This window comes from Flavobacterium sp. (assembly GCF_031363805.1).
Classification (GTDB): domain Bacteria; phylum Bacteroidota; class Bacteroidia; order Flavobacteriales; family Flavobacteriaceae; genus Flavobacterium.
Map to the genome: position 1 here is coordinate 47,530 of NZ_JANLVD010000019.1, position 23,136 is coordinate 70,665.

Sequence of the window (23,136 nt, forward strand, 5' to 3'; positions counted from 1 at the left end):
AAAAACTAAGTAAAATGGCAAAAGAAACATTTAACCGTAACAAACCCCACTTAAACATAGGAACAATTGGGCACGTGGATCACGGAAAAACTACTTTGACTGCAGCAATCACAAAAGTATTATCTGATGCTGGTTACTGTCAAGCAAAATCGTTTGATCAAATTGACAACGCTCCAGAAGAGAAAGAAAGAGGTATTACTATTAATACATCTCACGTTGAGTATGAAACTGCTAACCGTCACTACGCACACGTTGACTGTCCTGGTCACGCGGATTACGTAAAAAACATGGTTACAGGTGCGGCTCAAATGGACGGTGCAATATTAGTTGTAGCTGCTACAGATGGACCAATGCCACAAACTCGTGAGCACATCCTTTTAGGCCGCCAAGTAGGTATTCCTAGAATGGTAGTATTCATGAACAAAGTGGATATGGTTGATGACGAAGAATTGTTAGAATTAGTTGAGATGGAAATCAGAGACTTATTATCTTTCTACGAATATGATGGAGATAATGGACCAGTTATTCAAGGTTCTGCTCTTGGTGGATTAAATAATGATCCAGCTTGGACTCCAAAAATTCTTGAATTGATGGAAGCGGTAGACTCTTGGATTGAAGAGCCAGTTCGTGATATTGCAAAACCATTCTTGATGCCAGTTGAAGATTCATTTACAATTACTGGTCGTGGAACTGTTGCTACAGGTCGTATCGAAACAGGAATTGCAAATACTGGAGACGCTGTTGAAATCATTGGTATGGGAGCTGAAAAATTAACTTCTACTATTACAGGAGTTGAAATGTTCCGTAAAATCTTGGATAGAGGTGAAGCAGGAGACAACGTAGGTTTGTTGTTAAGAGGTATTGATAAAGCTGATATCAAAAGAGGTATGGTTATTATTAAGCCAGGATCGGTAAAACCACACGCTAAATTTAAAGCTGAAGTTTATATCTTGAAAAAAGAAGAAGGTGGTCGTCACACACCATTCCATAACAACTATCGTCCACAGTTCTACGTACGTACAACTGACGTAACAGGAGTAATCATGTTGCCTACAGGAGTTGAAATGGTTATGCCAGGTGACAACTTAACTATCGATGTAACTTTGTTAAGCCCAATCGCAATGAGCGTTGGATTACGTTTCGCTATCCGTGAGGGTGGTAGAACAGTAGGTGCTGGTCAAGTTACTGAAATAACTGAATAAATATATTTCAAATAAATAAAACCCAGTTCCGATAATTTTCGGAACTGGTTTTTTTAACAAACGGGCGTAGTTCAAGGGTAGAATAGCGGTCTCCAAAACCGTTGATGGGGGTTCGAATCCCTCCGCCCGTGCAAAAATAAATTAGAATGACTAAAGTTGTTAATTACATATCAGAAGCTTTCGAGGAATTAAAATCAAACGTTTCATGGCCAGCATGGGAAGAAGTGCAAAAACTTACTATAGTTGTTGCTATATTTTCTGTAATATTTGCCCTTGCTACGTGGGGTGTCGATACACTTTTTGCCAAATCAATTGGCGGATTTTTCAACTGGATAAAATCTTAAATATTTTATCATGGCAGATGTAAATGTAAAAAAATGGTACGTTGTGAGAGCTGTTAGTGGACAGGAAAACAAGGTAAAAGCTTATATAGAAACTGAAATTGCTAGATTAGGTCTATCTGATTATGTTTCTCAAGTGCTTGTTCCTACTGAGAAAGTTGTAACAGTTCGTGATGGAAAAAAAATCGTAAAAGATAAGGTTTACTTTTCTGGATACGTGATGATTGAAGCCAATTTGGCTGGAGAAATTCCCCACATCATTAAATCAATAACAAGTGTAATTGGTTTTTTAGGTGAAGTTAAAGGTGGAGATCCTGTACCTTTGAGAATGTCTGAAGTTAACAGAATGCTCGGAAAAGTGGATGAGTTGGCAGTAACTACAGATCATGGTTCGATTCCTTTTACAATCGGAGAAACTATTAAAGTGACTGATGGTCCATTTAATGGTTTTAACGGAACTGTTGAAAAAATCAATGAAGAAAAACGTAAGCTTGAAGTAATGGTGAAGATTTTCGGAAGAAAAACTCCATTAGAATTAAGTTTCATGCAAGTGGAAAAGGTTTAAATTTTCTGACGTTGACATTCGACATCAAGATATTTGACATTAAAAAAAAGTATAATTTTTGTTACATATATAAACCCGCATTAATCGCTTCCACGATTAAAGCAAAATTTTAAAAAATGGCTAAAGAAGTTAGTAAAGTAGTTAAACTACAAGTTAAGGGAGGTGCTGCGAATCCGTCGCCACCGGTTGGACCTGCTTTGGGAGCTGCTGGAGTTAACATCATGGAATTCTGTAAGCAGTTTAATGCTAGAACCCAAGATAAATCCGGCAAAATATGTCCAGTGCAAATCACTGTATATAAAGACAAATCATTTGATTTTGTCGTAAAAACTCCACCAGCTGCAGTCCAATTAATGGAAGCTGCAAAATTGAAATCTGGTTCAGGTGAGCCTAATCGTAAAAAAGTAGCTTCGGTTACTTGGGATGTGATTAAGGCAATTGCTGAAGATAAGATGGCTGATTTGAACGCATTCACAATGGAATCTGCAATGAGTATGATCGCAGGAACGGCTAGATCTATGGGTATAACTGTAACTGGAGATTCTCCTCTAAAAAATTAGATATGGCAAAATTGACAAAAAAGCAAAAAGAAGCTGTCTCGAAAATTGAAAAGAATAAATTATATTCTTTAAAAGATGCTTCAATATTAATCAAACAAATTGCTTCTGCAAAGTTTGATGAATCAGTTGATATCGCTGTAAAACTAGGAGTAGATCCAAGAAAAGCAAATCAAATGGTTAGAGGTGTGGTTGCATTGCCACACGGAACAGGTAAAAACATGAGAGTTTTAGCATTAGTTACTCCAGATAAGGAAGCTGAAGCTAAAGAAGCGGGAGCAGATCATGTTGGATTAGACGATTATTTACAAAAAATAAAAGATGGTTGGACAGATGTTGACGTTATCGTTACTATGCCTGCTGTTATGGGTAAATTAGGTCCATTAGGTCGTATATTGGGACCACGTGGTTTAATGCCAAACCCTAAAACTGGTACTGTTACTATGGAAATTGGTAAAGCTGTAGCAGAAATTAAAGCGGGTAAAATCGACTTTAAAGTAGATAAAACTGGTATCGTTCACGCAGGAATTGGAAAAGTATCTTTCGATGCTGATAAAATTACTGAAAACGCACACGAAATCATTCAAACATTAATTAAATTAAAGCCAACTGCTGCAAAAGGTACTTACATCAAGTCTATTCACTTGACAAGCACCATGAGTCCAGCTATTGCTTTAGATCCTAAAGCTGTATAATTGATATGACAAGAGAAGAAAAATCAATCGCTATTGGAGATTTAACTGCACAGTTAGCTGGTACAAACATTTTATATGTAGCAGATATTTCTGGATTAAATGCAGAAACTACTTCAAACCTAAGAAGAGCTTGTTTTAAAGCAGGTATCAAATTAGAAGTTGTAAAAAATACATTGCTTGTTAAAGCAATGGAAGCATCTGATAAAAACTTTGGTGATCTACCATTGACTTTAAAAGGAAATTCTTCAATATTTATTGCAGATGTGGCCAATGGTCCTGCAAAAATTATCAAAGATTTCCGTAAAAAATCAGACAAACCTCTTTTAAAAGGAGCTTACATTAATGATGAAGTTTATATTGGTGACAATTTACTTGATTCATTAGTAAACCTTAAATCTAGAGACGAAGTTATTGGAGAAATCATTGGATTACTTCAATCTCCTGCCAAACGCGTGATTGCTGCATTATTAAACCATGCAGAATCAAAAGGCGAAACAGCAGAATAATCAAGCGCACAATAAATTATAATAAATTACAAATCATTTTAAAAAGATAGAAAAAATGGCAGATTTGAAACAATTCGCAGAACAATTAGTTAACTTGACAGTTAAAGAAGTTAATGATTTAGCTACAATATTAAAAGATGAATACGGTATCGAACCAGCAGCTGCAGCTGTTGTAATGTCATCTGGTGGTGGAGACGCCGCTGCTGTTGAAGAGCAAACAGAATTTACAGTTGTATTAAAAGAAGCTGGTGCTTCTAAATTGGCTGTAGTAAAAGCGGTTAAAGAACTAACAGGTTTAGGTCTTAAAGAAGCTAAAGATTTAGTTGATGCTGCACCATCTAACATTAAAGAAGGTGTTTCTAAAGATGAGGCTGAAGGTCTTAAAAAATCTTTAGAAGAAGCAGGAGCTGTTGTTGAGCTTAAATAGTCCAACATAGTTTTTGAAACAGGTTTAGGTCTTGGGTATTATGTCCAATGACCTAAACCATTTTTCGTATAATAAAATTATATTTAATTTACGAAAAAATTTTAATCAGTACGAAGAAAAAAATCAACTAAATTTTCCTGGTTTATTTTTAAAGATGTATTGTTTTAAAAAGGAAAAGTACAAATTATACAGTGTTTTATACACAAAAATTACTTTTTTTTAATCAAAATTTTGTCCATTGATGATAACAAATCAGACTGATAGATTGAATTTTGCCTCAACAAAAAATATCCCGAATTACCCAGATTTTCTGGATGTTCAGGTTAAATCTTTTCAAGATTTTTTCCAATTGGAAACCAAATCTGATGAGAGAGGCAACGAAGGGCTTTACAATACCTTCATGGAAAATTTTCCAATTACCGATACTAGAAATAATTTCGTACTGGAATTCCTTGACTATTTTGTAGATCCGCCACGTTATACAATTCAAGAATGTATAGAGAGAGGTTTAACATATAGTGTGCCATTAAAAGCACGTCTAAAACTATATTGTACAGACCCAGAACATGAAGATTTTGAAACTATAGTACAAGATGTATATCTTGGAACTATTCCATACATGACACCAAGCGGAACTTTCGTTATCAATGGTGCCGAACGTGTGGTTGTTTCTCAATTACACAGATCACCAGGTGTTTTCTTCGGACAATCATTCCATGCGAATGGAACCAAATTATATTCTGCCCGTGTAATTCCTTTTAAAGGATCATGGATAGAATTTGCTACTGATATCAATAGCGTAATGTACGCTTATATCGATAGAAAGAAAAAACTACCAGTTACCACTTTATTCCGTGCTATTGGATTCGAAAGAGACAAGGATATCCTTGAAATTTTCGATCTTGCCGAAGAAATTAAAGTGTCGAAATCTGGACTAAAAAAATACGTAGGTAGAAAATTAGCGGCACGTGTATTAAATACTTGGCATGAAGACTTCGTTGATGAAGATACTGGCGAAGTAGTTTCTATCGAAAGAAACGAAATTATTTTAGATCGTGATACGATTTTAGATAAAGATAATGTAGAAGAAATTGTAGAATCTAACGTAAAATCTATCTTATTACACAAGGAAGATAATAATGTTGTAGATTATTCAATCATTCACAATACATTACAAAAAGATCCAACTAACTCTGAAAAAGAAGCCGTTGAGCATATCTACAGACAATTGCGTAATGCAGAACCGCCTGATGAAGAAACTGCTCGTGGTATTATAGATAAATTATTCTTTTCTGACCAACGTTATAACTTAGGTGAAGTTGGTCGTTATAGAATGAACAAAAAACTTGGTTTGGATATCCCAATGGAAAAGCAAGTGCTTTCCAAAGAAGATATTATTACCATCGTTAAATATTTGATTGAATTAATCAACTCAAAAGCTGAGATTGATGATATTGATCACTTATCAAATCGTCGTGTTCGTACAGTTGGAGAACAATTGTCGCAACAATTTGGTGTAGGTTTGGCACGTATGGCCAGAACTATTCGTGAGAGAATGAACGTTAGAGACAACGAGGTGTTTACACCAATCGATTTGATTAATGCAAAAACATTATCATCGGTTATCAACTCTTTCTTTGGTACGAACCAGTTGTCTCAATTTATGGATCAAACCAATCCATTGGCTGAAATAACACACAAGCGTAGGTTATCAGCTCTAGGGCCAGGTGGTCTTTCTCGTGAAAGAGCCGGTTTTGAGGTGCGTGACGTTCACTATACACACTACGGAAGACTTTGTCCGATTGAAACTCCTGAAGGACCAAATATTGGATTGATTTCATCTCTTGGTGTTTACGCAAAAGTAAACGGAATGGGTTTCATCGAAACTCCTTACCGAAAAGTAACCAATGGTGTTGTAGATTTAACTTCTACTCCAGTTTATTTAAGCGCAGAAGAGGAAGAAGGTCAATTAATTGCACAAGCAAACATTAAAATGGATGCTTCTGGAAAAATTACTGCTGAAAATGTTATTGCCCGTCAAGAAGGCGATTTCCCAGTAGTTGATCCATCAGCTGTTCATTATACTGATGTCGCTCCAAATCAAATTGCTTCAATTTCTGCTTCACTTATTCCTTTCTTGGAACATGATGATGCGAATAGAGCGTTGATGGGATCCAACATGATGCGTCAAGCCGTTCCATTATTACGTCCAGAAGCACCAATTGTTGGTACAGGATTGGAGCGCCAAGTAGCTTCAGATTCTAGAGTATTGATTAATGCGGAAGGAACTGGAGTGGTAGAATATGTTGATGCCAATATGATTACCATTAAATACGACAGAACTGATGCCGAAAGAGCGGTAAGTTTTGAATCTGATGAGAAATCATACCAATTAATTAAATTTAGAAAAACGAATCAAAGTACGTCTATCAACTTAAAACCTATCGTAAGAAAAGGTGACAAAGTAATAAAAGGACAAGTACTTTGTGAAGGATATGCAACGCAAAACGGAGAGTTAGCATTAGGTCGTAACCTAAAAGTAGCTTTTATGCCTTGGAAAGGGTATAACTTCGAGGATGCAATTGTAATTTCTGAAAAAGTAGTTCGTGATGATATTTTCACCTCTATTCACGTAGATGATTATTCATTGGAAGTGAGAGATACAAAATTAGGAAACGAAGAGTTGACTAATGATATTCCGAACGTTTCTGAAGAAGCTACCAAAGATTTGGATGAAAACGGAATGATTAGAATTGGTGCCGAAGTTAAACCTGGCGATATTCTAATCGGAAAAATTACACCAAAAGGAGAATCAGATCCAACTCCTGAAGAGAAACTTTTACGTGCAATCTTTGGAGATAAAGCTGGTGATGTGAAAGATGCTTCATTAAAGGCATCACCATCACTTCACGGTGTTGTTTTAGATAAAAAATTGTTCGCAAGAGCAGTAAAAGATAAGCGAAAACGTACGCAAGATAAAGATGCTTTAACTGAATTGGAAACTGAATTTGAAACTAAATTTGTTGAATTGAAAGACAAATTGGTTGAAAAATTATTCGCCATTGTAAACGGGAAAACATCGCAAGGTGTTATGAACGATTTGGGTGAAGAAGTGTTGCCAAAAGGTAAAAAGTATACTCAAAAAATGTTGTATGCTGTTGAAGATTTTGCACACTTGTCTAAAGGACAATGGGTTGCAGACGATGAAACTAATAATATGGTGAATGATTTAATTCACAACTATAAAATTAAGTTAAACGATCTTCAAGGATCATTACGTCGTGAGAAATTTACAATTACTGTTGGTGATGAGTTACCAGCTGGAATTTTGAAACTTGCCAAAGTATATATTGCCAAAAAACGTAAGTTAAAAGTGGGTGATAAAATGGCGGGACGTCACGGAAACAAAGGAATCGTTGCACGTATTGTACGTCACGAAGACATGCCTTTCCTTGAAGACGGAACACCTGTAGATATCGTATTGAATCCACTTGGAGTACCTTCCCGTATGAACATTGGTCAAATTTATGAAACTGTTCTTGGATGGGCTGGACAAAACTTGGGACGCAAATATGCAACACCAATTTTTGACGGAGCATCATTAGATCAAATCAACGAAATTACCGATGAAGCTGGAGTACCACGTTTCGGTCACACCTATCTTTATGATGGTGGTACAGGAGAACGTTTCCACCAAGCAGCAACTGTTGGAGTAATCTACATGTTGAAACTTGGGCATATGGTCGATGATAAAATGCACGCACGTTCAATCGGTCCGTACTCATTAATTACGCAACAACCATTGGGTGGTAAAGCACAATTTGGAGGTCAACGTTTTGGAGAGATGGAAGTTTGGGCACTGGAAGCTTATGGAGCATCTTCTACTTTGAGAGAAATTTTAACAGTAAAATCTGATGATGTTATTGGTAGAGCCAAAACTTACGAAGCAATCGTAAAAGGTGAATCAATGCCAGAACCTGGATTGCCAGAATCGTTCAACGTATTAATGCACGAATTGAAAGGTTTAGGTTTAGACATTCGTTTAGAAGAATAATTATTATCTGTAGAACCGTTGCACTGCAACGGTTTTGCAAATATTTTTTTACAACGGTTTTGCAAATATTTTTTTATAAAGTTTTTAAGATTTAGACCCGTAAAACGTTCCGATTTTTTACAATCAAACACGTTACAGTGTAACGTCTTTACGTAATTAGCACTTCAAGTATTTGATTTGAAGTTTAGAGAAGTAACCCGAGGTAAATAATTTAAAATAATGTTTTTTCAGGAGCCAATCCCGCTATCCGCTTCAATCTTTTTTCATTCGCCGAAAAGGCTCATTAAAAAAGGATTTCCGCTACTATCGGGGCTAAAAAGACCAACATTTTAATTCAGTATTATATTTCTGAAATTAAATTAGTAATCTTCCATCTGAATTTTTTTTAATTGTACATAAATCAATAGTAAAAACTATGATGAATAATAGAAATAATAACAGCAATAATAACAATAATAGAGATAAGAATCCTGTAAAAAGATTCAACAAAATCTCGATAGGTTTAGCTTCACCAGAATCTATCTTGGCAGAGTCAAGAGGCGAAGTTTTGAAACCAGAAACTATCAACTACAGAACACACAAACCAGAACGTGATGGTCTTTTCTGCGAACGAATTTTCGGACCAGTAAAAGATTTTGAATGTGCTTGTGGAAAATACAAAAGAATCCGATACAAAGGAATCGTTTGTGACCGTTGTGGTGTAGAAGTTACAGAGAAAAAAGTACGTAGAGACAGAGTTGGACATATCAACTTGGTTGTGCCTATTGCTCATATCTGGTATTTCCGTTCATTGCCAAACAAAATTGGTTATATATTAGGTTTGCCATCTAAGAAATTAGATATGATTATTTACTACGAACGTTATGTAGTAATTCAAGCAGGTATTGCTCAAAATCCTGAAGGTGAATCCGTAAAAAGATTAGACTTCTTGACCGAAGAAGAATACTTAAATATTCTTGATACTTTACCAGCAGACAACCAATATTTGGATGATTTTGATCCTAATAAATTTGTTGCCAAAATGGGAGCAGAGTGTATTATGGACTTATTGGCTCGTATTGACCTTGATGCACTTTCTTACGAACTGCGTCACAATGCAAACAACGAAACATCAAAACAACGTAAAACGGAAGCTTTAAAAAGACTTCAAGTTGTTGAGTCTTTCCGTGAATCTAACTTGAACCGCGAAAATCGTCCGGAATGGATGATCATGAAAGTGGTTCCAGTTATCCCACCAGAATTGCGTCCCCTTGTGCCGCTTGATGGAGGTCGTTTTGCAACTTCAGATTTAAATGACTTATACCGTCGTGTAATCATCCGTAACAATCGTTTGAAGAGATTAATGGAAATTAAAGCTCCAGAAGTTATCTTAAGAAACGAAAAACGTATGTTACAAGAGTCTGTAGATTCACTTTTCGATAATACAAGAAAAGCTTCTGCAGTTAAAACTGAATCAAACAGACCATTAAAATCTTTATCTGATTCATTAAAAGGAAAACAAGGACGTTTCCGTCAAAATTTACTTGGAAAACGTGTAGATTATTCTGCTCGTTCGGTTATTGTTGTTGGACCTGAATTGAAATTATTCGAATGTGGTATCCCAAAAGATATGGCAGCCGAACTTTACAAACCATTCGTTATCCGTAAATTGATAGAACGTGGAATTGTAAAAACTGTAAAATCTGCAAAGAAAATTATAGATAAAAAAGAACCAGTTGTTTGGGATATTCTTGAAAATGTAATTAAAGGTCACCCTGTATTACTGAATCGTGCGCCTACATTACACAGATTAGGAATTCAGGCTTTTCAACCAAAATTGATTGAAGGAAAAGCAATCCAATTGCACCCTTTAGTTTGTACTGCATTTAATGCGGATTTTGATGGTGACCAGATGGCAGTTCACTTACCGCTTGGACCAGAAGCTATTTTAGAAGCACAATTGTTAATGTTGGCTTCCCACAATATCTTGAATCCAGCAAATGGTGCGCCAGTTACAGTACCGTCTCAAGACATGGTGCTTGGTCTATATTATATGACCAAAGAACGTATCTCGACTCCTGAGCATATTATTTTAGGACAAGATTTAGTTTTCTATTCTGCCGAAGAAGCAAACATTGCTCTAAACGAAGGGAGAGTTGAATTGAATGCTCGTGTAAAAATTAGAGCCAAAGATTTTAACGAAGAAGGAGAATTAGTTTATAAAATTATTCAAACCACTGCTGGTCGTGTATTATTTAATGAAGTAGTGCCTGAAGCAGCTGGATATATAAATGAAGTATTAACCAAAAAGAACTTACGTGATATTATCGGAAGAATCCTTGCCGTAACAAATGTTCCTACAACGGCAGCTTTCCTTGATAACATTAAAGATATGGGTTATAAATTTGCCTTTAAAGGTGGATTGTCATTCTCTCTTGGTGATATTCGTATTCCAGAACAAAAGACTAAGTTAATTGCTGATGCTCGTGAACAAGTAGAAGGAATTTCTGGAAACTACAACATGGGATTAATTACCAATAACGAACGTTACAACCAAGTTATTGATATTTGGACTTCTGCCAATGCGCAATTGACAGAATTGGCAATGAAAAATATCCGTGAAGACCAACAAGGTTTCAACTCGGTATATATGATGCTTGACTCTGGTGCAAGGGGATCTAAAGAACAGATTCGTCAGCTTACAGGTATGCGTGGTTTGATGGCTAAGCCTAAAAAATCAACCGCTGGTGGTGGTGAAATTATTGAGAATCCAATTCTTTCTAACTTTAAAGAAGGATTATCGATTTTAGAATATTTTATCTCAACTCACGGTGCTCGTAAAGGTCTAGCGGATACGGCTTTGAAAACGGCTGATGCTGGTTATCTTACTCGTAGATTGCACGACGTTTCTCAAGATGTAATTGTAAACATTGAAGATTGTGGTACTTTAAGAGGTGTAGAAGTTTCGGCTCTGAAAAAGAACGAAGAAATTGTAGAAACATTAGGAGAAAGAATATTAGGACGCGTGGCATTGCAAGATGTTGTAAATCCTTTAACTAATGATATTTTGGTACATTCTGGTGATCAAATCACAGAAGCGACTATGAAAATTATTGAAGCTTCTCCAGTTGAAAGAGTTGAAGTTCGTTCGCCATTAACTTGTGAAGCTACAAAAGGAATTTGTGCTAAATGTTATGGACGTAATCTAGCTACTGGAAAAATGACCCAAAGAGGTGAAGCAGTTGGAGTAATCGCTGCACAATCTATTGGTGAACCAGGAACACAGTTAACACTTCGTACTTTCCACGTGGGTGGAGTTGCGGGAGGAATTTCTGAAGAATCTAGCATTGTTGCAAAATTTGGAGGTCGTTTAGAAATAGAAGATTTAAAAACAGTGAAAGGCGAAGATTCTGATGGTAATGCTGTGGATATTGTAATTTCTCGTTCTACGGAATTGAAATTAATCGACATTAAAACTGGAATTCTATTAGCAACAAACAATATTCCTTACGGTTCTAGTATTTTTGTAACCGATACACAAACAGTTACTAAAGGTGAAGTTATCTGTAAATGGGATCCATATAATGGCGTTATTATTTCTGAGTTTACTGGTAAAATTGCTTACGAAGATTTAGAACAAGGACAATCGTTCATGGTCGAAATTGATGAGCAAACTGGTTTCCAGGAAAAAGTAATTTCTGAAGGAAGAAACAAAAAATTAATTCCTACTTTGTTAATCTACGGTAAAGATGGCGAACTCATTCGTTCATACAACTTACCAGTAGGTGCTCACTTAATGGTTAACGATGGTGAGAAAATTAAAGCAGGTAAAATTTTAGTAAAAATACCACGTCGTTCATCAAAAACTGGCGATATTACAGGTGGTTTACCAAGAATTACGGAACTTTTAGAAGCTCGTAATCCTTCAAACCCAGCAGTAGTTTCAGAAATTGATGGTGTTGTTTCTTTTGGAAAAATCAAAAGAGGAAATCGTGAGATTATCATAGAATCTAAGTTTGGTGAGATTAAGAAATACTTAGTGAAATTATCAAGTCAGATTCTTGTTCAAGAAAATGACTTCGTAAGAGCTGGAGTTCCTTTGTCTGATGGAGCCATTACGCCAGATGATATTTTAAGAATTCAAGGACCAGCAGCTGTTCAACAGTATTTGGTTAACGAGATTCAAGAAGTATATCGTTTGCAAGGTGTAAAAATCAACGACAAACACTTTGAAGTTGTAATACGCCAGATGATGCGTAAAGTAAGAGTTCAAGATCCAGGAGATACTTTATTCCTAGAAGATCAATTAATTCATACCAAAGATTTTATTGTTGAGAACGATAAATTGTACGGAATGAAAGTGGTTGAAGATGCTGGGGATTCAAGTAACTTGAAAGCGGGTCAAATTATTTCTCCACGTGAATTGCGTGATGAGAATTCATTGTTGAAACGTACAGATAAAAATTTGGTTGTAGCTCGTGAAGTTATTACTGCAACGGCAACTCCAGTATTACAAGGTATTACAAGAGCATCTTTGCAAACCAAATCGTTTATTTCAGCGGCTTCTTTCCAGGAGACTACAAAAGTATTAAACGAAGCTGCGGTTGCAGGAAAAGTGGATTATTTGGAAGGCCTTAAAGAAAATGTAATTGTAGGACATAGAATTCCAGCCGGTACAGGTATGAGAGAATATGACAATACAATTGTAGGTTCAAAAGAAGAATACAATGATTTAATGGTTACCAAAGAAGAATATAATTACTAACAAATATTGAAAGATTTAAAAATTCAATGATTAAAAGATTTTGAAACATATTCAAATTTCTGACAATCATTGAATTTTTTTTATTTTTAATTTTTCAATCTTTCAATTTTTAATCTTTCAATCTTTTAATAAAATGGAACAACAACAAGGACAAATAAATATCGAACTTGATGAAAATACGGCAGAAGGAATTTATTCTAATCTGGCTATAATAAACCATTCCAACACGGAATTCGTATTGGATTTTGTGAATATTATGCCTGGTGTGCCCAAAGCGAAAGTTAAATCCAGAATTATACTCACACCTCAGCATGCCAAAAGACTGGTAAAAGCTATTGCTGAAAATATACAACGGTTTGAAAGTGTGAATGGTAAAATTGTAGAATCTGAACAAGCGCCCATACCTTTAAATTTTGGAACTGCTGGACAGGCATAATTGAAAAATCCCAATTTTTTTTAAAGATTGGGATTTTTTTATTTAAACTTAAGCATTACATTTTAAACTGTTCCTAAACTATATAATTTTTCCATTGTAGGCGATTTGCTTCCGCCAGCTGGTTCCAGCGTTATTCCAAAACCTTCAGCATCTGAGGTGTTGCTAACAGCAAAAAATTTATCATTTTCTGCTTCAAAGTTTTCTAATAACCCAATACTTGTTGGTGTTAACGCAGGTTTTAATTTTAAAGACCAAACTTGATAAACCATTCCTTTTGGTGGTTTTGGCAATCCAGAAGCATCAACATATACTACTTGTGTTTCTTTGTTCCAATATACTTTGGCAAATGATTTTGGAGAAACAGCTTGACCTCCAAGAGTAATAACTGTATTTTTTGAATCTCTAATCACATAAAGTGCTTTTTTGGTTTGCTTATTTTTATTTTCGGTAGAAACAACAACTTCATTTAGTTTCGATTTTTCTTTTTCAAGATTTACAATATCATTCTCAAATTTAATTTGATTATTATATTGATAGCCAACGCCCAAAAGCAATGCCAAAGCCGCTGCCCAACCCAAATATTGAAGTTTGCTACTCTTAGGTTGCATTTCTATAACTTTGGGCGAATGTTTAATGTCAAGTTTTGATTTTATTTTGGCAAAATTTTCGACCGATAAAAAAGGAGAGAAACTCGTAGACAAGTTTACAATTGCTTTTTCTATAGAAATGATTTCATTATCTACAGCTTCATTAATTTTTGCCATTTGACTTACTTCTAAGTTTTCAGTCTCATTTAATAAACCATAAACATAAAGTTCTAAAATACCGGAATCTATATATTGTTTTGTTTCCATTTTTATACGTGTAAAAAATTTCTTAAATCGTTAATACAATTTCTATTTTGTGTTTTCACAGTTCCCAAAGGAATTTCCAATTCATCCGAAGCTTCTTGCTGTGTATATCCTTTAAAAAATAATAAATCTATAATTTGGATACATTTTGGCTTTAGTTTTTTGACAAATTCTTCAATTCCAATAGAATCAATCTTATTTGTAAGTTTGTTACTGTCATCCAATAGATGTACGAAATTATCTGACGATAGGTTTTTTTTACTATTATTAAAATTTTTGGAACGCAATTTATCAATGGTCGAATTTCTAGCAATATTAACAGCCCAGGTATAAAATCTGCCTTTACTTTCATTATAACTATCTATATTTTTCCAGATTTTTATAAAAACTTCTTGAAGTACATCTTCTGCTTCTTCGCGGTCATTAATTAAATTTTTAATGACTGAAAACAAACTTTTCGAATACATATCGTATAAATAAGTGTAGGCTCTGTCGTCTTTTTTTGAAATTAAGGTTAAAACTTCTTCTTGTGTCATAATTGTTTATTTATATACACAAATTTATGGATTATTTTTTTTAAACAGTGAGTTCATATTTTACATAATTTACAAAATTGTTAGTATAATTAATGATTAAATGTAATTTCTTACTTTTAAAATTAAATTATATTTTTATAACCAATAATTTTTATAATAATATCTAATATTGTATATTCGTTTTCCTAAATCATCTAAATCTTAAAGTTATGAAGAAATTTCTGTTTATTATCGCATTATTTTCTATAATTAGTTGCAAAAATCAAGAAGGAAATATTAAAGGTAGCGTGCCTGAAGAAGTAGAAGTGATGAATCAAGCTTCAATACACCAGTTTAAAGTAACGGATATTAATGGCAAAGAATTTGATTTTGCTTCATTGAAGGGTAAAAAGGTAATGATTGTTAATACGGCTTCTAAGTGTTCATTGGCTCCTCAATACGAGCAACTTGAAACATTATATGAAGAGTTTAAAAAAGATAATTTTATTATTTTAGGTTTTCCAGCCAATAATTTTAACGAACAAGAACCAGGAACAAACGCTGAAATTGCAGAATTCTGTACAAAGAATTATGGAGTAACTTTTCCTATGATGGAAAAAATTTCAGTAAAGGGTGCAGATATGCATCCATTATATCAATTTTTGACCCAAAAAGCTCAAAACGGATTGCAAGAAAATAATGTAGAATGGAATTTTCAAAAATATTTAATTGACAGAGAAGGTCATTTGGATAGAGTTGTGGCTCCACAAACATTACCAATTGATGAATCTATCATCAACTGGATTAAAAAAGCTTAGTTATTCTTTACAATAAAAATAAATGCACTTTATCTTATTGATAAAGTGCATTTATTTTTAACCAAAGTTCATTATCAAAACCTGACAAAGCAAAATTTGATCCATCTGCTGCATTTCCCATTCTAATAACTACCATTTTTTTGCTCGGAATAACATATATTTTTTGGTCATCTCTTCCCAAAGCCATAAACATATCGTTTGATCCAGAAGGAATTAAACTTCCAGTAATTTGCAATTGACTTTGTGGCAAATGATAGCTAGACTTACCATTTAGCCACCACAAATAACCATAAGATTGATTAATAGTTTGCGAAGTATTTGTTGCCTGTGTAAAATAGTTTTCATTTAAAATTTGATCGTTGTTCCAATTTCCTTTATTCAACATGAGCAAACCAAAACGAGCCATACTTCTACTATTACTCCAGTAAACACTATTATTTCCAGATTGTACCCAACCACCATCCATTCCAATTTTATTTCTTAGTTTCGTATTGAAATAATTGGGCCAACTTTGTCCGCTGGCTTGCGAAACTACATCTTGAAGTTTTACATATACATTGTGATAAGCCCAACGCGTATTTGCATCTGCCACATAAGTCAAATCTGCAGGCAATACGCCATCATTTGTATCATCCAACCCCGAGGTCATATTTAATAAATTTTTACAAGTAATTAAATTTTCTTTAGCAATAGGTGCACTTGTCCAACCATTACCAATATAATTGGAAACTTTATTATTTATATTGATTATTCCTTCTTGTTGTGCTATTCCAGTTATTGTGGAAGTCAATGTTTTCCCTGCACTTGCCCAATACCAGTTTGCCGTTGCGTCATGACCATTGAAATAATTTTCCATTACAATTTTTCCATTAACCAAAATGACGAAACTTTTAGAATTTTTCAATTGCAAATAATCTAGAAGTGGTTGCACAGCCGTTTGATTCCAATTTAAAGATTGAATTGTTTTGGTTTCCCAAACGCTACTTCCATTGGTTGGAAAATACATTGGTTCTAATACTATTGGATTTGGAATTGGTGTGGCAATTGGTTCTGAAACTACTTCATCAGTAGAACAATTAATAAATAGTGTAGCAACTAGCGTTAAAAATAAAATTGATTTCATAATGGTTAAGTTTAGAGTTTAAAAATTTAGACTCACAAAATTGAGAATGGTTTAATTGAGAATTGTTATTTTTACAAGATGAAAAATATTATTTTATTATTATTTGTAATTTTTAGTAGTTGCAGCCAAAAGATTGATGTTTCAAAAATTGATTTTATAAATGGATATTGGCAAATCCAAAAAGTCGAAGATGCCAATGGCAATGAAAAAGAATATAAAATAAATGAATTTTATGATTATTTTGAAGTTAAAAAAAATATTGGTTTTCACAAAAAAGTGCAGTGGCAACCTACCAATAAATTCTTGGTAAACGATGCCCAAGATAATTTGAAAATAATTCCAAAAGATGATAAAGTATTTCTAGAATTTTATTCTCAATTTGGAAAGCATAAGGATGAATTGATATTGTTATCCAAAAATGAAATGATTTTAGAATCTAAAGAAAAAGTGAAATTTTATTATGATAAAGTTATTATAAACACCAATAAATAAAATGGCAAAAAGGCTTAATAATCAAAGTGCAATTGGTGATATTTTAAATGAAATCATCAAAAATAATAAACTCGAACCTGGTCTAAACGAAGTTTCTGTACTCGATGCTTGGAAAAATTTGATGGGGAATGGTGTTAATAATTATACTAGGAATATAGCTTTGAGAAATGGAATTCTATATGTTGAGCTTACCTCGGCAGTTTTGCGAGAAGAATTGAGCTATGGTAAAGATAAAATCATTAAAATGATTAATGAAGAATTAGGAAAAGAAGTTGTAAAAAGTGTTGTTTTGAGATAAAAAAAGCTCCTATTTGCTAGGAGCCTTTCACAAAACAAAATAACCTAAAAAAATATTAAAATTGTGTAGTTTCTGTAGAATCTTTCATTGCAGCTGTAGATGTTATTCCCATAGTAACTGTGTTTTGAACTTCGTCAAAATAAGCAGTTCCTACAAATGACTGGTGTTTTATGGCTTTAAAACCTTCTTTTTGCAGTGCAAACTCCCTTTCTTGTAGTTCAGAATATCCAGCCATTCCTCTTTTTTTGTATGCCAAAGAAAGTTCAAACATTGAAGTATTCAAAGCATGGAATCCAGCTAATGTTATGAATTGGAATTTGTATCCCATAGCTGCTAGTTCCTCTCTAAATGTTTCCATTTCTAAAACTGATAATTTAGCTGCCCAATTGAATGATGGTGAGCAATTGTAAGCTAACAATTTTCCTGGATATTGCGCATGAATGGCTGTCGCAAATTTTCTAGCTTGCGCTAAATCCGGTGTGGAAGTTTCCATCCAAATTAAATCGGCATAAGGTGCATATGATAATCCTCTATCAATACCTTGCTCAATTCCATTGTTAACATAGAAAAAGCCTTCTGGTGAGCGTTCACCCGTTAAGAACTTTCGATCTCTTTCGTCCACATCGCTGGTGATTAAATTGGCCGCTTCAGCATCCGTTCTTGCAATAACTAGGGTGGAAGTTCCCATTACATCCGCTGCTAATCTAGCCGCTATTAATTTGTTGATGGCTTCCTGAGTAGGAACCAAAACCTTTCCGCCCAAATGTCCACATTTTTTTGCAGACGATAGTTGGTCTTCAAAGTGTACACCAGCAGCACCTGCTTCAATCATGCTTTTCATTAATTCGAAAGCATTTAAGTTGCCGCCAAAACCAGCTTCTGCATCGGCTACAATTGGTACTAAATAATCTTTTTTATTTTCAGTTTTATTAACACATTGAATTTGGTCTGCTCTCAAAAGCGCATTGTTAATTCTTTTTACTACTTGTGGCACGCTATTTACAGGATATAAGGATTGGTCAGGATACATTTCGCCAGCGACATTTGCATCGGCAGCAACTTGCCATCCGCTCAAATAAATAGCCTCTAATCCAGCTTCTACTTCTTGAATGGCTTGATTTCCAGTTAAGGCACCCAATCCAGCGACCCAATCTTGAGTATTTAATTTTTGCCACAAAACCTCGGCACCTCGTTTTGCAATAGAATATTCTAATTTGTAAGATCCTTGAATTGTGACTACTTTTTCTGCTGTATAAGGTCTTTCAACTCCTATCCATCTAGAATTTGTTGTCCAGTCTGTAATTAATTCTTGAATTCTTTGATCTGTTTTCATAAATTTGTTCTGTTTTAATAGTTATGTGAGTAATTATTCTAATGGCTGTCGGGTGTTACTGCATCCGATAGTTTTTTTAATTTAAGTACTGGTATGCTTTCAATGTAAGAAATTCATCTAGTTTATCATTAAAAATGAATTCTTGTAGGAGCGATGTGGCCAATTCAAATTTGCCTACTGCAAATCTAGCTACTCCAACATATTCTTTAATTTTTAAAAGTTCTTGGATTATAAATTCTTGGTATAACTCTTTAGTGCAGATCAATCCGTTTTCTAATACCACTTTTTTATTCAACCAATGCCATAATTGCGTCCTAGAAATTTCAGCCGTTGCAGCATCTTCCATCAGATTATACAAAGCTGCGGCTCCAGTTCCCATAAGCCATGATTCTATATACAAAATAGCCACATTAATATTTTTTTGAACGCCTGCCACAGTTACATTACCAATAGGTAACACTAACAATTGATCTTCAGTAATTGTAATTTCGTTGCGTTTGATATGCATCTGATTTTTAGTCATCATATGCTCATTAAACACTTTCATTGCCACAGGAATCAATCCTGGATGGGCTACCCACGTGCCATCATGACCATTTTTAACTTCCCTTTCTTTGTCAGCTTTTACTTTTTCGAAAGCTTGTTTATTAGCCAATTCATCATCTTTAATAGGGATTTGTGCCGCCATTCCTCCAATAGCTAGTATGTTTCTTTTGTGGCAAGTTTGAATAACTTTTAAAGAATAAGAGCTCATAAATGGACTTGTCATAGTTACTTGATCTCTATCTGGAACAAGAAAATTTTGTTTATTTTTCAATTTTTTAATGAATGAAAAAATGTAATCCCAACGGCCACAATTGAGTCCCGCAATATGATCTTTTAACTCAAAAATTATTTCGTCCAACTGAAAGCTAGCCGTAATAGTTTCAATCAATACAGTCGCTTTTATGGTTCCAGTTGGTAAGTTGAAATATTCCTGAGAAAATTCAAAAACACTGTTCCACCACCTCGCTTCTTCATAATGTTCTAGTTTTGGCAAATAAAAATAGGCTGACGTATTTTGATTTAATAATTGCTGAATATTATTGAAGAAATACAAACCGAAGTCTAGCAAAGAAGCAGAAATATTCTGATTGTTAATTTGTAAATTTTTTTCTTCAAGATGCAATCCTCGCGGCCTAACAATGAGAACAGCAGTATTATTATTTAAGTTGTATTTTTTGCCGTTTTGTTCTAAGGAAATAGTTTTGTTGACTGCATCAATTAAATTTTGCTGACCATCCATTAAGTTACTCCAAGTAGGTGAACAACTGTCTTCAAAATCTGCCATAAATGTTTTTGCACCAGAATTCAAGGCATTAATAACCATTTTACGATCAACTGGTCCAGTAATTTCAACTCGTCTGTCTAATAAATCTTCTGGAATGGAAGCGCAGGTCCAATTTGTTTCTCTTATTTTTTTAGTTTCAAGTGGAAATGTTGGTAATTCTCCATTGTCAAATAATACTTGTTGAATGGCTCTTTTTTCTAAAAGCAAAATTCTTTCATCATTGAATTTTGAATGAAGTGCCTCTAAAAAAAGTAAGGTATCATTGGTCAATATTTCTTTGTAATCTTCTTTTTGTAAAAGATGTATATTGCGTTTTTCATTAATAGTTTCCATTTTTTAGTTTTTATGATTTACTGATGACAATATTATAAAATAAATAAACACAAAACAAGCGAACGTTCGCTAAATTTATATAATTTAATTTTTTTCTATTTTTGAACAAAAAATAGTTATATTTGTTTACTTATGAATTGTTACAGAAGAGTTGTAGTTGCTTGAATTCTATGCGGATTTTGAGGCGAAAAATAATATTTTTAAAGTTTTGAATTATTTATAAAAAAATATAATTTGATATTTGATTTGTGAAAAAATAAAATAAAATGATTGAAGAAGAATATGTAAGATTGATTTTTGGGCTAAAGTTGAAACAGTTAAGATCTGAAAAAAATATATCTTTATTTGGTTTGGCTAAAATTACAGGACTTTCCAAATCTTATTTAAATGAGATAGAAAAAGGTAAAAAATATCCAAAACGGGACAAAATCATCAATCTTGCTGTGGCTCTTGAGGTAACTTATGATCATTTGGTATCACTAAAACTAGATAAAAATTTAGCGCCAATTGGAGAAATTCTTCAATCAAGAATTTTAAAAGAAATTCCTTTTGATATTTTTGGGATAAAAGAAAGGGATTTAATTGATATAATTGCTGATGCTCCAATCAAAGTAAATGCTTTCATTAGTACCCTTTTTGAAATTGCCAAAAACTATAGCCTAAGTAAAGAAAGTTTTTTTCTAGCTTCCCTTCGTTCCTATCAAGAAGCGCATAATAACTATTTTGAATCTATTGAAAATGATGTAGAAAAGTTTGCAAAAGCCTATTCTATTGATTTATCAAAAAAACTTAAACTAAATGATTTGCAAGATATTTTGGTCGAAGAATATGGATATACTATTAATAATGATGAATTAGTTGAGCATAAAGAGTTGACAAATTTACGGTCAATTTTTGTTGCGAAAACGAAAATATTGCTTGTGTCTAGTGAAGCTGATGATTCCCAAAGATTATTTATTTACGCGAAAGAAATCGCTTATAATTTTTTAAATATTACCGATAGATTATATACTTTTTCATGGATTAAATTTGATGGTTTTGATCAGGTTTTGAATAATTTTATTGCATCCTATTTTGCAGGTGCATTATTAATTCCAAGAAAAAAATTGGTTAAAGAATTGAAATTGTTTTTTGAATCTTCTATTTTAGATCCAATAGTTTTTCAAACATTAATTTCTGAGTTTACGGATTCTCCAGAAACTTTTTATCAAAGATTAACCAATATACTTCCGAAAGATTTTAATTTAAAAAATTTATTTTTCCTTAGGTTTAATTATAAACCTGAAAGTAATGATTTTCAATTAACAAAAGAATTGCATATCACAAATTTGCAAGAACCGCATGCGAATGAAAATAATGAACATTATTGTAGGCGATGGGTTTCTATTAAAACGTTGAATGAAATAGCAACTTCAAAAAACAATCATTTATTCGAAGCGCAAATTTCTTCCTATCAAGATACTCATAATGAATATTTAGTTTTGGCATCAGCTACAAAAGACCCATTTAGGAATGGTTATTACAGAAGTATTGGTCTTGGGATTTTAATTTCTTCTCACTCGCAAAGTAAGATTAATTTTTTAAAAGATACAACTATCAAAAAAAGGGAAGTTGGAGTTACTTGCGAATCCTGTGCTATTCAAAATTGTAAAGAAAGAGCTGCCGAACCAAGAAAATTAAACCGTAAAGAAAGATTTGCCAAAACAGATTCAGTCGTACAATCGTTAATGGAAAAGTACAGTTAAAAAAAATCCACCTGAATTAACAAATGGATTTTAATATTTTAAATAAGGTGAGTCTAATTAAAATTGCTCTCTTCCTGCAAAATGAAAAGCACTTTCAATAGCAGCATTTTCATCGCTATCAGATCCGTGAACCGCATTTTCGCCAATAGATTTCGCATATTTTTTACGTATTGTTCCTTCAGCAGCATCAGCAGGATTTGTAGCACCAATTAAGTTTCTGAAATCTTCAATAGCATTTTCTTTTTCTAAAATAGCAGCCACAATAGGACCACGCGACATGAATTCTACCAATTCACCATAAAATGGTCTTGCAGCGTGCACAGCATAAAAAGCTTGAGCATCAGCCACAGTTAATTGTGTTAATTTCAAAGAAACAATTTTGAAACCACCTTCTGTAATCATATTTAAAATTCCACCAATGTGTCCGTTTTCAACACCATCAGGTTTAATCATTGTAAAAGTTCTATTTGTAGCCATTTTTTATATTTTTTATTAAATTCGGTGCAAAAGTAAAGCTTTTAGTTTAAAGATTAAAGCTTAAAAGATTAAAGTTTGAGAAATCTACAAAATAATAACTTTGAACTCTTGTTCTAAAGGCTTCAAATTTTCTAACAATTTTTCTATCAGACTATAACCATATTCTAGATAAAATTCCGAAAAATTTGCTTTTCTTTCCTGTAAACTTTGATTAGGAAACAATTCATTTTGCAAAGAAAATAAACGTTCAAGTTGTTCATTATGAACTCTTTTCTCGGCTTTTAGCAAACGCTT

The 23,136-nt window shown here is 33.6% G+C and carries 21 protein-coding genes and 1 tRNA gene; 15 read left to right on the forward strand and 7 right to left on the reverse strand.

The window, feature by feature from the left end; translation table 11 throughout:
- The first annotated feature begins 14 nt into the window (after positions 1-14).
- The 11 genes from tuf (at position 15) to RMN92_RS01475 (ending at position 13,527) form a co-directional block, all read left to right on the forward strand.
- Positions 15-1,202 carry an elongation factor Tu gene (gene tuf / locus RMN92_RS01425; protein WP_309607678.1) on the forward strand — a complete coding sequence of 396 codons (1,188 nt, stop codon included), beginning with the start codon at positions 15-17 and terminating at the stop codon, positions 1,200-1,202.
- 60 nt (positions 1,203-1,262) lie between these two features.
- Positions 1,263-1,333 (forward strand) — tRNA-Trp (locus RMN92_RS01430).
- Between the two features lie 15 nt (positions 1,334-1,348).
- Positions 1,349-1,546: a preprotein translocase subunit SecE gene (gene secE, locus RMN92_RS01435; protein ID WP_309607679.1), complete on the forward strand. Its 198-nt coding sequence runs from the start codon at positions 1,349-1,351 to the stop codon at positions 1,544-1,546.
- 10 nt (positions 1,547-1,556) lie between these two features.
- Positions 1,557-2,108, forward strand: a complete 552-nt coding sequence (gene nusG / locus RMN92_RS01440) for a transcription termination/antitermination protein NusG (RefSeq protein ID WP_309607680.1) — start codon at positions 1,557-1,559, stop codon at positions 2,106-2,108.
- 116 nt (positions 2,109-2,224) lie between these two features.
- On the forward strand, positions 2,225-2,668 hold the full coding sequence (gene rplK, locus RMN92_RS01445) for a 50S ribosomal protein L11 (RefSeq protein ID WP_309607681.1): 444 nt from the start codon (positions 2,225-2,227) through the stop codon (positions 2,666-2,668).
- 2 nt (positions 2,669-2,670) lie between these two features.
- Positions 2,671-3,360, forward strand: coding sequence for a 50S ribosomal protein L1 (rplA, locus tag RMN92_RS01450; RefSeq protein ID WP_309607682.1), 690 nt, complete (start codon positions 2,671-2,673; stop codon positions 3,358-3,360).
- A gap of 5 nt (positions 3,361-3,365) precedes the next feature.
- Positions 3,366-3,866, forward strand: a complete 501-nt coding sequence (rplJ, locus tag RMN92_RS01455) for a 50S ribosomal protein L10 (protein ID WP_309607683.1) — start codon at positions 3,366-3,368, stop codon at positions 3,864-3,866.
- Between the two features lie 55 nt (positions 3,867-3,921).
- Complete coding sequence (gene rplL, locus RMN92_RS01460) at positions 3,922-4,293, forward strand: 50S ribosomal protein L7/L12 (RefSeq protein WP_309607684.1); 372 nt, start codon at positions 3,922-3,924, stop codon at positions 4,291-4,293.
- Positions 4,294-4,534: 241 nt separating this feature from the next.
- Positions 4,535-8,347, forward strand: a complete 3,813-nt coding sequence (gene rpoB, locus RMN92_RS01465) for a DNA-directed RNA polymerase subunit beta (RefSeq protein ID WP_309607685.1) — start codon at positions 4,535-4,537, stop codon at positions 8,345-8,347.
- A gap of 415 nt (positions 8,348-8,762) precedes the next feature.
- Positions 8,763-13,091: a DNA-directed RNA polymerase subunit beta' gene (gene rpoC / locus RMN92_RS01470; RefSeq protein ID WP_309607686.1), complete on the forward strand. Its 4,329-nt coding sequence runs from the start codon at positions 8,763-8,765 to the stop codon at positions 13,089-13,091.
- Between the two features lie 133 nt (positions 13,092-13,224).
- Positions 13,225-13,527 (forward strand): DUF3467 domain-containing protein, encoded by a 303-nt coding sequence (locus RMN92_RS01475; protein WP_309607687.1) that lies wholly within the window; start codon positions 13,225-13,227, stop codon positions 13,525-13,527.
- A gap of 62 nt (positions 13,528-13,589) precedes the next feature.
- Here RMN92_RS01475 and RMN92_RS01480 read toward each other — a convergent pair whose 3' ends face one another.
- Together RMN92_RS01480 and RMN92_RS01485 are read right to left on the reverse strand one after the other, a co-directional pair.
- Entirely contained in the window at positions 13,590-14,381 is a 792-nt protein-coding gene (locus tag RMN92_RS01480) for an anti-sigma factor (protein ID WP_309607688.1), read from the reverse strand.
- Positions 14,382-14,383: 2 nt separating this feature from the next.
- A complete protein-coding gene (locus RMN92_RS01485; protein WP_309607689.1) occupies positions 14,384-14,914 on the reverse strand; it encodes a sigma-70 family RNA polymerase sigma factor in 531 nt (176 codons plus the stop codon).
- A 209-nt stretch (positions 14,915-15,123) separates the two neighbouring features.
- Between RMN92_RS01485 and RMN92_RS01490 the strand changes: the two genes are divergently transcribed.
- A complete protein-coding gene (locus RMN92_RS01490; RefSeq protein WP_309607690.1) occupies positions 15,124-15,711 on the forward strand; it encodes a glutathione peroxidase in 588 nt (195 codons plus the stop codon).
- Between the two features lie 34 nt (positions 15,712-15,745).
- Here RMN92_RS01490 and RMN92_RS01495 read toward each other — a convergent pair whose 3' ends face one another.
- Positions 15,746-16,834, reverse strand: coding sequence for a serine hydrolase (locus tag RMN92_RS01495; RefSeq protein WP_309607691.1), 1,089 nt, complete (start codon positions 16,832-16,834; stop codon positions 15,746-15,748).
- 78 nt (positions 16,835-16,912) lie between these two features.
- On the opposite strand from RMN92_RS01495, the gene RMN92_RS01500 reads away from it, so the two are divergent.
- Both RMN92_RS01500 and RMN92_RS01505 read left to right on the forward strand, forming a co-directional pair.
- Complete coding sequence (locus RMN92_RS01500; RefSeq protein WP_309607692.1) at positions 16,913-17,326, forward strand: hypothetical protein; 414 nt, start codon at positions 16,913-16,915, stop codon at positions 17,324-17,326.
- A gap of 1 nt (position 17,327) precedes the next feature.
- Entirely contained in the window at positions 17,328-17,624 is a 297-nt protein-coding gene (locus RMN92_RS01505; RefSeq protein ID WP_309607693.1) for a DUF721 domain-containing protein, read from the forward strand.
- Between the two features lie 55 nt (positions 17,625-17,679).
- Here the strand turns inward: RMN92_RS01505 and aceA are convergent, their stop codons facing one another.
- Complete coding sequence (gene aceA / locus RMN92_RS01510) at positions 17,680-18,957, reverse strand: isocitrate lyase (protein WP_309607694.1); 1,278 nt, start codon at positions 18,955-18,957, stop codon at positions 17,680-17,682.
- Between the two features lie 76 nt (positions 18,958-19,033).
- Positions 19,034-20,620, reverse strand: a complete 1,587-nt coding sequence (gene aceB / locus RMN92_RS01515) for a malate synthase A (protein WP_309607695.1) — start codon at positions 20,618-20,620, stop codon at positions 19,034-19,036.
- A gap of 266 nt (positions 20,621-20,886) precedes the next feature.
- On the opposite strand from aceB, the gene RMN92_RS01520 reads away from it, so the two are divergent.
- A complete protein-coding gene (locus tag RMN92_RS01520; RefSeq protein WP_309607696.1) occupies positions 20,887-22,365 on the forward strand; it encodes a helix-turn-helix domain-containing protein in 1,479 nt (492 codons plus the stop codon).
- A gap of 57 nt (positions 22,366-22,422) precedes the next feature.
- On the opposite strand, the gene RMN92_RS01525 is transcribed toward RMN92_RS01520, so the two are convergent.
- Both RMN92_RS01525 and bshC read right to left on the reverse strand, forming a co-directional pair.
- A complete protein-coding gene (locus RMN92_RS01525) occupies positions 22,423-22,842 on the reverse strand; it encodes a nucleoside-diphosphate kinase (protein WP_309607697.1) in 420 nt (139 codons plus the stop codon).
- Between the two features lie 84 nt (positions 22,843-22,926).
- On the reverse strand, positions 22,927-23,136 hold a 210-nt coding region (gene bshC / locus RMN92_RS01530), incomplete at its 5' end, for a bacillithiol biosynthesis BshC (RefSeq protein WP_309607698.1).

Coding starts and splice junctions, on each gene's coding strand:
- tuf (WP_309607678.1), top strand. CDS start 15: ATGGCAAAAGAAACATTTAACCGTAACAAACCCCACTTAAACATAGGA.
- secE (WP_309607679.1), top strand. CDS start 1,349: ATGACTAAAGTTGTTAATTACATATCAGAAGCTTTCGAGGAATTAAAA.
- nusG (WP_309607680.1), top strand. CDS start 1,557: ATGGCAGATGTAAATGTAAAAAAATGGTACGTTGTGAGAGCTGTTAGT.
- rplK (WP_309607681.1), top strand. CDS start 2,225: ATGGCTAAAGAAGTTAGTAAAGTAGTTAAACTACAAGTTAAGGGAGGT.
- rplA (WP_309607682.1), top strand. CDS start 2,671: ATGGCAAAATTGACAAAAAAGCAAAAAGAAGCTGTCTCGAAAATTGAA.
- rplJ (WP_309607683.1), top strand. CDS start 3,366: ATGACAAGAGAAGAAAAATCAATCGCTATTGGAGATTTAACTGCACAG.
- rplL (WP_309607684.1), top strand. CDS start 3,922: ATGGCAGATTTGAAACAATTCGCAGAACAATTAGTTAACTTGACAGTT.
- rpoB (WP_309607685.1), top strand. CDS start 4,535: ATGATAACAAATCAGACTGATAGATTGAATTTTGCCTCAACAAAAAAT.
- rpoC (WP_309607686.1), top strand. CDS start 8,763: ATGATGAATAATAGAAATAATAACAGCAATAATAACAATAATAGAGAT.
- RMN92_RS01475 (WP_309607687.1), top strand. CDS start 13,225: ATGGAACAACAACAAGGACAAATAAATATCGAACTTGATGAAAATACG.
- RMN92_RS01480 (WP_309607688.1), bottom strand. CDS start 14,381: ATGGAAACAAAACAATATATAGATTCCGGTATTTTAGAACTTTATGTT.
- RMN92_RS01485 (WP_309607689.1), bottom strand. CDS start 14,914: ATGACACAAGAAGAAGTTTTAACCTTAATTTCAAAAAAAGACGACAGA.
- RMN92_RS01490 (WP_309607690.1), top strand. CDS start 15,124: ATGAAGAAATTTCTGTTTATTATCGCATTATTTTCTATAATTAGTTGC.
- RMN92_RS01495 (WP_309607691.1), bottom strand. CDS start 16,834: ATGAAATCAATTTTATTTTTAACGCTAGTTGCTACACTATTTATTAAT.
- RMN92_RS01500 (WP_309607692.1), top strand. CDS start 16,913: ATGAAAAATATTATTTTATTATTATTTGTAATTTTTAGTAGTTGCAGC.
- RMN92_RS01505 (WP_309607693.1), top strand. CDS start 17,328: ATGGCAAAAAGGCTTAATAATCAAAGTGCAATTGGTGATATTTTAAAT.
- aceA (WP_309607694.1), bottom strand. CDS start 18,957: ATGAAAACAGATCAAAGAATTCAAGAATTAATTACAGACTGGACAACA.
- aceB (WP_309607695.1), bottom strand. CDS start 20,620: ATGGAAACTATTAATGAAAAACGCAATATACATCTTTTACAAAAAGAA.
- RMN92_RS01520 (WP_309607696.1), top strand. CDS start 20,887: ATGATTGAAGAAGAATATGTAAGATTGATTTTTGGGCTAAAGTTGAAA.
- RMN92_RS01525 (WP_309607697.1), bottom strand. CDS start 22,842: ATGGCTACAAATAGAACTTTTACAATGATTAAACCTGATGGTGTTGAA.